Here is an 8,952-nt window from a genome sequence, read left to right on the forward strand (position 1 = left end):
AGAATTCGCCGACAGGGGCCGCGGTCCACGCAACTGACTGCCGATCAGTCCCGTGCTCTGCTTCGATGCCGGGCCCTCGGACTCACCTCCGCGAGCGGCGGCCGCACCGTTCCGCGGTTCGGTTTGCTCGCGCACAACGGGAAGCACCTCGCGCCACGGTTCGCCGTGGCGTGAGGTGCTTTCCGTTGTGCCGCAGAGTCGCTCGGCACCACAGCGCCCGACGCTCGCGGAGGTGAGTCCGAGGGCCCGGCATCGAAGCAGAGCACGGGACTGATCGGCAGTCAGTTGCGTGGACCGCGGCCCCTGTCGGCGAATTCTGACACTTGGCTTCGAAGCGCACCACGCCCCGAGAGGGTTCATCTGCGCTGCAGTCTCGCATCGACGGCGGACCCCGGGCGCTCGGGATCACCTTCCGGCGCAGCAGCTGCTGCAACATTCGACTTGCGACATATCCGGCACCGAAGCCTTGACTCAACTGGTACATCACGTTTCACTGGGGACATGGAGTTGTCCGGGCTTGCCCTCGCTTTCAGCGGAGTCGTCGTCGGCGTCGTGGCAGAACTCGCCGCCCGAGGCGTACTCGGGCCGAACGGCGCAGCCGGCATCCGAATCAGATCGGTCATGAAATCGGACGGGACATGGCGAGCTGGCCATCGCGCGGCCAGGCTCTGGCTCGACGGGGCAGGCCTCTGCTTCGTGGGCGGGGGCTTGTTGAACGCGTTCGCAACAAAAGCTGTCGCAGATGCCGCTGTCCTCATCGGGATGGTCGCTGGTCTGGCCTTGGTGGTCGCAGGCTCGGTCATCGCGAGCCGAGCGGCACAGCGCTGCGACGAGCGTTGACCGCTCACGGCGACCTCTCCGGCGGCATCTCGCGAGACCGGACGCACTCTCCCTCACCAGTCACCATCAGGAAGACGCCATGAAGAAGATCATCGCAACGGTCGCGCTCGGTGCCACCATCGCCGCAGCGGGCTTGTCCACTGCCGCAGCTTCCCAGTCGCGGCTGTACACCGACGAGCAGATCGTGCGCGGTCTGATCTTTGGTCAGGGCAAGCTGGCACACGAGATCGACACAGAGGTACGCCTGCCCGACAGCTTGACTGCCGATGACCGGAAGAACTACGAGCGATTCACCGACCACATCGTCGATGATGTCCTCCACAACCCTTCCTACGAGACCACCACGGCTCTCGACGAGGTTCAGTCCGGCGATCCGTACGAAGTCCTCAACGGTTTCTCCGGTCTTCGAGACGCCTTCTTCTCGTCCCTCCAGTCGAACTACCCGGAGGCGATCAAGGCCGGGGCTCGAGAAGACTCTGCGCGCGTCTGTGGTCCGACAGTCTGCGCGGCGGCCCTCGTCCTGGCCATCGCCGTCGGCACCGTGATCGCCGGAGTGAACTTCAACGTTGCTGGGAACGTGAACATCGTGGTCAACCAGAACGGCCTCTGGACCAACAACGGAGTCTGGAACTCACGCATGACGACAACCTCGACTGAAGGCCTTCCGACTGCGGATCCGTCGAAGGTCGCGGAGCACTACCCTCGTCTCCGCGAAACGGAAGTCGCCGCTCGCCTCGCTGCCCTCTTCGCCTGAGGAATGCGCAATCGCAAACTCGCCACGACCGTGCTGGTTGCCACCGTCAGCTGCACCGGATGCATCCTTCTCTGTCTGCTTTCGTTCCTCGGGAACAAAGCGCCGCAGACTGTCAGTGACCCGTCCGGGAACGGCATCGCCACTCGCACCGTTGCGCAGATCTTCCGCCAGGGCTGGGGCTTCTTCACACGAGACGCGCGGGAAGACATCGTACGAGTTGCTCACTTGCGGCAGGGCAGGTGGGTGATCGACGAGGGCAACGTGACCTCCGCGCCCGACAATGCATACGGCCTGTCGCGACACGCACGCAACTTTGACCAAGATCTCTCGTACTTGCTCGAGAGTCTCCCCGACAACACTTCCTGGTCCCGATGCCGCAACGTGAGGCGACCCGCCAGTTGCGAGCCCACTCGCACATCGCGGGATCCGGAAGTGTCGATGCACAGCTCATCGAAGGCTCTCTGCGGCGAACTCCTGCTGATCCGACAGCCACCTGTTCCGCTTGCCTTCGCTCGCTTCCGCACTCCGCCACCGGGAAGCATCACAAGGGCGCACGTACTGTGTACCGGAAGTTGAGCAACGCCGCAGAAGGGCTCGGCGCCGCAGTCCTTCGCTACTGGGCGAGGTCGCCGCACGGATTGCAGCTATCGGTCGCGCGGTCGGTGCTGGCTCTTTCGACCGTTGTTGTCCTCGCGGTGAACGATGCGTCGGTCCTCCTGCACGATCCCTCCTCGCCGGGGCTGAGACCGTCGAACTGCACGGGGCTTGCAGCGCTCGGAGCGTTCTGCCTGGCTGAGCCGTCCAGTGCCGACGTCGTCCGCTGGCTGCTCGTCCTGCTGTGCCTGCCCACGCTCGTAGGCGCTGTACCCGGCCTAGCCGCACCGTTGCATGCTTATGCCGCGTTCACCCTTGCGTCCAACACAGTTGGCATCGAAGGTGGCGATTACCTCACCGCGAGCGTTACCGCCGTGCTTGCACTGGTGTGCGCGACTGACTGGCGCGCATTCGGGTGGCGACCGCGCAGTTCAGGTATCCCAGCCCTCCGGCACATTCCGAGTCAAGTCCTGCTGGTGACGCTCAAGGTGCAACTGGCGTACGTCTACCTGGAAGCAGCCGTAGTGAAGCAGACGCATCCGATCTGGGCTGATGGCAGCGCACTCTGGTTCTGGCTACAGCAGCCGAACTTCGGAGCTCGGGCTGAGATTCGCTCCCTGCTCGAGGCCGCCTTTTCCCATGCCCCGCTCCTTCAGGCCGCTACTTGGGGCGTCATCGTGACGGAGTACGTCCTCGCGTTCTCCGTCCTGACCGCGAGGCGTCGGAACGCCCGTCTGATGACGCTGGCACTGTCCGCCACCATGCATCTGGTCTTCGCTCTGGTGCTCGGGCTCGTCACATTCGCAATCTCGATGATCGGCCTCGTGCTTCTGATCACGTGGCGCTCTTCAGACGCAATGCCCTGGGCGCTGTGCCGCGCCCTCCGCCGGACCGAGCCTCGATCTCTTGGTCCTGACAAGCGCCCTGAGCGTCCGCTCCTGGTTGCCCCTCGACGAGTCCGGTCGGACGAGTGAAGGGGCGGCGGGGTGCCTCGCCGCGACTTGCTCGTGAACAACGGGAGGCACCTCGCGCCACGGAAACCCGTAGCGCAAGGTGCTTTCGGTTCGGCGAAAGGCCGCGCGGGCGCAGCCGCAGCGGGCGGTGCGGGCAGCGCGGTGCGGGCAGCGCGGTGCGGGCAGCGCGCCCGCGCTACTCCCCCGCGGTGAGCGCGCGCAGCGCCTCGGGGTCGCTCTGGTCGAGGAAGTCCGTCAGCCGCTCGGGCTCGCCCGGCTCGTCGATCGCCTCGGCTGCCCGGCGCAGGGCGAACAGCGCGCGGAGCACGCCGCGGTTCGGCTCGTGCGACCACGGCACCGGCCCGGCACCGCGCCAGCCGGCCCGCCGCAGTGCGTCGAGGCCGCGGTGGTACCCGACACGGGCGTAGGCGTAGGACTCCAGGGTCGCGCCGCGCTCCCACGCCTCGTCGGCGAGCAGCGCCCACGCCAGGCTCGAGGACGGGTGCGACACGACGACGCTCGCCACGGGGGCGTCGGCGGCGAGCGCCGCGGTCACCTCCGGCTCCTCGGGCAGCAGGGTCGCGGGGTTCGCGGTCGGGTTCGGCAGCAGGTTCTCCGGCATGCCTCCAGCCTGTCACCTCTTGCCTGCGGCCGGGTCCGCCCGTACGGTGGACGTCACCTCGTCGTCACCGCGGGGCTGCCGGGGCGGGAGACCGACCGGCGGCACGGGTGGCGGACACGGGGGTCCCCCGACGGAAGAGCAGCAGTGCAGTCGACCACCGGTACCGCGCAGTCCTCGCGCTGACACCGTGATCGTCGCGCCCCGTCGGGCGCATCCGCGTCGCCGACCCCTCCGGGTCGCCGCGGGTCCGGTGTCGTGCGCCCAGCTCACGATCCGGGAGGCACCTCCATGCCCGCAACGACCCCCTCCGTCGTCCTGCACGACGTCACCTTCACCTGGCCCGACGGTTCCGTCGCGCTCGACCACCTCACCACTGCCTTCGGCCGGGGCCGGACCGGCCTGGTCGGGAGGAACGGGGCCGGCAAGTCCACGCTGGTCCGGCTCGTCACGGGGCAGCTCCACCCCACGTCGGGCAGCATCCGGACGACCGGTCCGGTCGACCTGCTGCCGCAGCGGCTCGCCGCCCGCCCCGGCGACACCGTCGCCGACCTGCTCGGCATCCGTCCGACGCTCACCGCGCTGCGTGCCGTGCTCGCCGGGACGGCGTCCGCCGAGGAGTTCGAGGTCGTCGGCGACGACTGGGACCTCGAGGAGCGTGCCGCCGCCGCGCTCGCCGGCGCCGGCACCGGACTCGACGGCGACGACCTGGACCGGCCGGCGACGACGCTCTCCGGTGGCCAGGCCGTGCTCGCCGCCGTCGCCGGCATCCGGCTCCGCGGTCGTCCGATCGCGTTCCTCGACGAGCCGACGAACAACCTCGACCGTCGGGCACGGGCGGCGCTCCTCGACCTGGTCGACAACTGGGACGGGACCCTCGTGCTCGTCAGCCACGACCGGGAGCTGCTCGAGCACGTCGACGAGACGGTCGAGCTCCGCGGCGGGACGGCGACCGTCTTCGGCGGCACGTTCAGCGCGTTCGAGGAGCACCTCGCCGTGCAGCAGGCCGCGGTCGAGCGCGAGGTCCGCGTCGCCGAGCAGCGGCACCGGGCCGAGCAACGGCAGCGGATCGAGGCGGAGACGACGATCGCGCGCCGGGCGAGGGCGGGCGCGCGTGCCGGCCGGTCGATGCCGAAGATCCTGGCGAACGAGCTGCGGAAGCAGGCCGAGCAGACCGCCGGGCGGCTCCGGGTCGCGCACGCGTCGGCCGAGTCCGGGGCGCTCGCGTCCGTGCGGGAGGCCGAACTCCGCCTCCGCGACGACGAGGCGATCCACGTGGCGCTCCCCGACCCGGACGTGCCCGCCGCACGGCGCATCGCCGCCCTCACGGTGCACGGGCGCGAGACGGTCGTGCAGGGTCCGGAGCGGATCGCGGTCGTCGGGGACAACGGCGTCGGCAAGAGCACGCTCCTCGAGCAGCTCGTCGGGGTGCCCGGCGCTCGGGAGCACCCGCTGCCCGGGACTGCGGCGGTGTCGTTCGTGGACCGGGTGGCGTACCTGCCGCAGCGGAAGGACACGCTCGACGACGGCGCGACCGTGCTCGACAACGTGCGACGGGCGGCACCGCACGTCCCGGATGCCGAGGTCCGCAACCGCCTGGCACGGTTCCTGGTCCGCGGGGACACGGTCGACCGGGTCGCCGGGGCCCTGTCCGGCGGTGAGCGGTTCCGGGTCGCGCTGGCGACACTCGTCCTCGCGGACCCGCCGCCGCAGCTGCTCGTGCTGGACGAACCGACGAACGACCTCGACCTGACGAGCGTCGACCAGCTCGTCGCCGCGCTCCGGGCGTACCGGGGTGCACTCGTGGTCGTCAGCCACGACGAGGCGTTCCTCGACCGGCTCGACCTGACCGGTCGTGTCGCCCTGTCGTGACGCCCGGGCGGCGCTACCGCCGCCGGGTCGGCCGGATCGCGAGCGACTCGATCGTCCCCCGCTCCGGCAGGTCGACGACGGTGCGCACGGCGGCGGCGACGTCCTCGGGCGCCAGGTAGTAGTCGGTGTCGTACTCCTCGCCGAGCTTCTCGACGAGGGCGCGCTGCATGTCCGAGTCGACCCGACCCGGGTGCACGCTCGACACCCGCACGCCGTTCGCCCGTTCTTCCTCGCGCAGGGCGTCGGCGAAGGCCCGCAGCGCGAACTTCGACGCCGCGTACACACCGCCGCCGGGGCCCGCCGTGAAGCCCGACCCGCTGTTGATCGGGACGACGATGCCACGGGCTGCCCGGAGCGCCGGCAGCGCCAGTCGGGTGAGCTCGGCGACGGCGAACACGTTCGTGGCGAAGACCTGCTCCCAGACCGCGCGCGGGGTGTCGCCGACGCGGGTGCCCTGCTCCACACCGGCGGAGTGCACGAGCACGTCGAGCCGCTCAGGGAGCGGGGCGGTCTCCCCCGCGCCGAGGTCGGCCACGAACGGCGAGGCGTCGGGCAGCTCGGCGACCAGGGCGTCGACCGCGTCGGCGGTCCGGCCGCCGACGACGACGTGGTGCGTGCGGCCGAGCTCGATCGCGATGGCCCGGCCGATCCCCCGGGTGGCACCGGTGACGAGTGCGGTCGGACGGCTGGCGGCAGGTGCGGTGTCGGTCATGGCCACGAGCCTACGGACGGCGTGGGACGGACCGGCACCGCGCCTCCAGGCTGTGGACGGCACCACCCGACCTGCCGCCTGTGCAGGAACGACGGAGGGCGGCGCACCCGCGCCGCCCTCCCACCCGACCGGAGGGCGACGCTCCCGCGCCGCCCTCCGCTCCGACCGCTGCCGGTCAGTCCTTCTCGCGCCCCGCGCTCTCGCGGATCCGGATGCCCTCGAGGACGTCCTTCGCGTGCTGCTCGTCCTGCTTCTCGATCTGCCGGGTGTCGCGCTCGGGGAGCTGGATGTCCTCCTCGGCACGGATGCCGGCCTGCAGCTGGCGCCCACGCTCGAGCTCGGCGTCGAACTCGGCGCCGAACAGCAGCGCGTTGTTCGTGATCCAGATCCACAGCAGGAAGACGATCACGCCACCGAGCGAGCCGTACGTGGCGTTGTAGTTCGAGAAGTTGCCGACGTAGAAGCCGAAGCCGACGCTCGCGACGACCCAGATCGTGATCGCGACGAGCGCGCCACCGCTGACCCACTTGAACTTCGACTGGCGGATGTTCGGCGCCCAGTAGTACAGCACCGCGACGATCACGATCATGATCGCGAGCAGGATCGGCCACTGCACGATCGAGACCACGAGCGCGGCTGCGTCCCCGAGGCCGACGACGTCACCGAACGTGCGCGCCAGGGGCCCGGAGAGCAGCACGAGCAGGCCGACCACGAGCAGCACGACGGTGAACACCGTGACGCCGAGCATGGTCGGGCGGAGCTTCCAGATCGGACGGCCCTCGCGCACGTTGTAGATCCGGTTCATCGCCCGGCCGAAGGCCCCGACGAACCCGGAGGCAGACCACAGCGCACCGAGGAGACCGACGATGAACGTGACCGGGGCCGCGGGCGAACGGACGAGACCCTCGATGGGGTCCTGGAGCAGGTCGGCGACCTGTCCACCGCCGACGTTGCGGACGACGTCGAGGAGCGTCTCGATCGTCTTCTGCGGGTCGGACACCAGCCCGAGGATCGAGACGATCGCCAGCAGGCCCGGGAACAGGGCGAGGACCGTGTAGTACGTCAGGCTCGCCGCGAGGTCGGTGCACTGGTCGCCGGTGAACTCGCGGAGCGTCTTCTTCAGCGTGTACGTGAACGACGGCTTCGTCAGGTCGGTCGGGCTGTCCGGCTTGCGCGGGTCGTCCGGCGCCGGCTTGCCCTGGTTGCGGTCCGTGTCGTGGTCCTTGCGCGCCATGGCCCTAGCCCTTCGCCTTCGCGAGGGCCTTCGCCGCCGCCTTCGACCGCTTCGCGGCCTGCTTCCGGTTCGCCGTCGCACGGCGTTGCACCGCCGAGATGCCGGCGCGCTGCTTGACGCGGTTCTTGTGCACCGGGTCGCGCTCGAGCGACTCCTCCGCCGCCTTGCGTCGGGCCTTCCGCCCCTTCCGGCCACCGCGGGCCTGGTCGGGGTCGGGCTCCCCGCGCGCGCCGAAGGGCAGGAGCGCGGTGAACGCCGTCTGCGCCGGCGGCTGGTCGAGGTGGCCGGCGTCGGTCCGACCGATGCGCGCACCGAGCACGATCGCCGCGACGCCCGTCGCGGCGGTCACGGCCATCGCGACGAGCGGGGTCGGGTCACGGTGCCAGCGCTGCCGGGCCTTCGCGACCGCGAGCCGGGTGCGTGCCGGCACGTTCGCGCGCCGCTTGATCTCGGTGACGCTGTCCGTCAACCGCTCGCGCGTGCGCACGTTCGCGAGTTCCAGCTCGGGGAGACTGTCCTTGGCCATGCAATCTGCCTACCAGGACGGGTCCGCGCCGGTGCTCAGCAGGAGCCGTCTAGCGTGCGCCGCATGCTGATCCGGGACGTCGCCGAGGGGATCCACCGCCTCGAGCTCGCACACACCAACACCTACCTCGTCGAGACCGGCGACCGGCTGCTCGTCGTCGACGCCGGGCTGCCCGCCGTCTGGCCGCACCTGCTGCTCGCGGTGCACGAGCTCGGCTACTCGCCCGCCCGCGTCGAGGCGCTCCTGCTCACCCACGGGCACTTCGACCACGTCGGCACGGCCGCCCGGATGCACCGGGAGTGGAGCACGCCCGTGTACGTGCACCCCGGCGACCGCGAGCTCGCCGCGCACCCGTACTCGTACCGCCCGCAGACGAACCGGTTCGGCTTCGTCGCGGTGCACCCGGGCGGGTTCGCCCCGCTCGGTCGGATGCTCGTCGCCGGTGCGCTGACGGTCGACGGGGTCGCGGACACGCTGCCGCTCGCCTCGCGCGCCGAGGTCCCGGGCACCCCGTGGATCATCGAGACGCCCGGGCACACCGACGGGCACGTCGCGCTGCACTTCGCCGACCGCGACGCCGTGGTCGTCGGGGACGCGCTCGTCACGTTCGACCCGTACACGGGCGGGATCGGTCCGCGCGTGGTCGCCCCGGCCGCGACGGCGGACGTCGACACCGCGGTCGCCTCGCTCACCCGCCTGGAGGACACCGAGGCACGCCACGTCCTGCCCGGCCACGGGCCCGCGTGGTCGCGCGGGGTGCGGGCCGCGGTCGCGCAGGCGCGACGGACGGCGGGGGTCGCGTAGCGCGGCAGGCACGCGGCAGGCACGCGGCAGGCACGCGGCTGGCG

10 protein-coding genes are annotated in these 8,952 nt (G+C 70.8%); 6 read left to right on the forward strand and 4 right to left on the reverse strand.

The window, feature by feature from the left end; genetic code table 11:
* The first annotated feature begins 501 nt into the window (after positions 1–501).
* The 4 genes from BEP24_RS16705 to BEP24_RS17205 all read left to right on the forward strand — a co-directional run bounded on the left by BEP24_RS16705 (position 502) and on the right by BEP24_RS17205 (position 3,162).
* Positions 502–840, forward strand: coding sequence for an SdpI family protein (locus BEP24_RS16705; RefSeq protein WP_083230413.1), 339 nt, complete (start codon positions 502–504; stop codon positions 838–840).
* Between the two features lie 79 nt (positions 841–919).
* Positions 920–1,594 (forward strand): hypothetical protein, encoded by a 675-nt coding sequence (locus tag BEP24_RS14945; RefSeq protein WP_065964748.1) that lies wholly within the window; start codon positions 920–922, stop codon positions 1,592–1,594.
* A gap of 3 nt (positions 1,595–1,597) precedes the next feature.
* Positions 1,598–2,170 carry an SdpA family antimicrobial peptide system protein gene (locus BEP24_RS18195; RefSeq protein ID WP_139197567.1) on the forward strand — a complete coding sequence of 191 codons (573 nt, stop codon included), beginning with the start codon at positions 1,598–1,600 and terminating at the stop codon, positions 2,168–2,170.
* Positions 2,167–3,162, forward strand: a complete 996-nt coding sequence (locus BEP24_RS17205; RefSeq protein ID WP_139197568.1) for a hypothetical protein — start codon at positions 2,167–2,169, stop codon at positions 3,160–3,162. Before BEP24_RS18195 ends, BEP24_RS17205 begins: the two co-directional genes overlap by 4 nt.
* Positions 3,163–3,337: 175 nt before the next feature.
* Here BEP24_RS17205 and BEP24_RS14955 read toward each other — a convergent pair whose 3' ends face one another.
* Complete coding sequence (locus tag BEP24_RS14955) at positions 3,338–3,763, reverse strand: DUF3151 domain-containing protein (protein WP_065964751.1); 426 nt, start codon at positions 3,761–3,763, stop codon at positions 3,338–3,340.
* A 288-nt stretch (positions 3,764–4,051) separates the two neighbouring features.
* On the opposite strand from BEP24_RS14955, the gene BEP24_RS14960 reads away from it, so the two are divergent.
* Entirely contained in the window at positions 4,052–5,632 is a 1,581-nt protein-coding gene (locus BEP24_RS14960) for an ATP-binding cassette domain-containing protein (protein ID WP_065964752.1), read from the forward strand.
* 13 nt (positions 5,633–5,645) lie between these two features.
* On the opposite strand, the gene BEP24_RS14965 is transcribed toward BEP24_RS14960, so the two are convergent.
* The 3 genes from BEP24_RS14965 to BEP24_RS14975 form a co-directional block, all read right to left on the reverse strand.
* Positions 5,646–6,344, reverse strand: coding sequence for an SDR family oxidoreductase (locus tag BEP24_RS14965; protein WP_065964754.1), 699 nt, complete (start codon positions 6,342–6,344; stop codon positions 5,646–5,648).
* Between the two features lie 175 nt (positions 6,345–6,519).
* Complete coding sequence (locus BEP24_RS14970; protein WP_065964758.1) at positions 6,520–7,578, reverse strand: YihY/virulence factor BrkB family protein; 1,059 nt, start codon at positions 7,576–7,578, stop codon at positions 6,520–6,522.
* Positions 7,579–7,582: 4 nt separating this feature from the next.
* Complete coding sequence (locus BEP24_RS14975; RefSeq protein ID WP_065964760.1) at positions 7,583–8,104, reverse strand: hypothetical protein; 522 nt, start codon at positions 8,102–8,104, stop codon at positions 7,583–7,585.
* Positions 8,105–8,167: 63 nt separating this feature from the next.
* Here BEP24_RS14975 and BEP24_RS14980 point away from each other — a divergent pair, with 63 nt between their 5' ends.
* Positions 8,168–8,908 (forward strand): MBL fold metallo-hydrolase, encoded by a 741-nt coding sequence (locus BEP24_RS14980; protein WP_065964762.1) that lies wholly within the window; start codon positions 8,168–8,170, stop codon positions 8,906–8,908.
* The last annotated feature ends 44 nt before the right edge of the window (positions 8,909–8,952 follow it).

It is taken from the genome of Curtobacterium sp. UCD-KPL2560 (assembly GCF_001705035.1).
Lineage (GTDB): Bacteria > Actinomycetota > Actinomycetes > Actinomycetales > Microbacteriaceae > Curtobacterium.

Coding starts and splice junctions, on each gene's coding strand:
- BEP24_RS14955 (WP_065964751.1), bottom strand. CDS start 3,763: ATGCCGGAGAACCTGCTGCCGAACCCGACCGCGAACCCCGCGACCCTG.
- BEP24_RS14960 (WP_065964752.1), top strand. CDS start 4,052: ATGCCCGCAACGACCCCCTCCGTCGTCCTGCACGACGTCACCTTCACC.
- BEP24_RS18195 (WP_139197567.1), top strand. CDS start 1,598: ATGCGCAATCGCAAACTCGCCACGACCGTGCTGGTTGCCACCGTCAGC.
- BEP24_RS16705 (WP_083230413.1), top strand. CDS start 502: ATGGAGTTGTCCGGGCTTGCCCTCGCTTTCAGCGGAGTCGTCGTCGGC.
- BEP24_RS14970 (WP_065964758.1), bottom strand. CDS start 7,578: ATGGCGCGCAAGGACCACGACACGGACCGCAACCAGGGCAAGCCGGCG.
- BEP24_RS14980 (WP_065964762.1), top strand. CDS start 8,168: ATGCTGATCCGGGACGTCGCCGAGGGGATCCACCGCCTCGAGCTCGCA.
- BEP24_RS14975 (WP_065964760.1), bottom strand. CDS start 8,104: ATGGCCAAGGACAGTCTCCCCGAGCTGGAACTCGCGAACGTGCGCACG.
- BEP24_RS14965 (WP_065964754.1), bottom strand. CDS start 6,344: ATGACCGACACCGCACCTGCCGCCAGCCGTCCGACCGCACTCGTCACC.
- BEP24_RS14945 (WP_065964748.1), top strand. CDS start 920: ATGAAGAAGATCATCGCAACGGTCGCGCTCGGTGCCACCATCGCCGCA.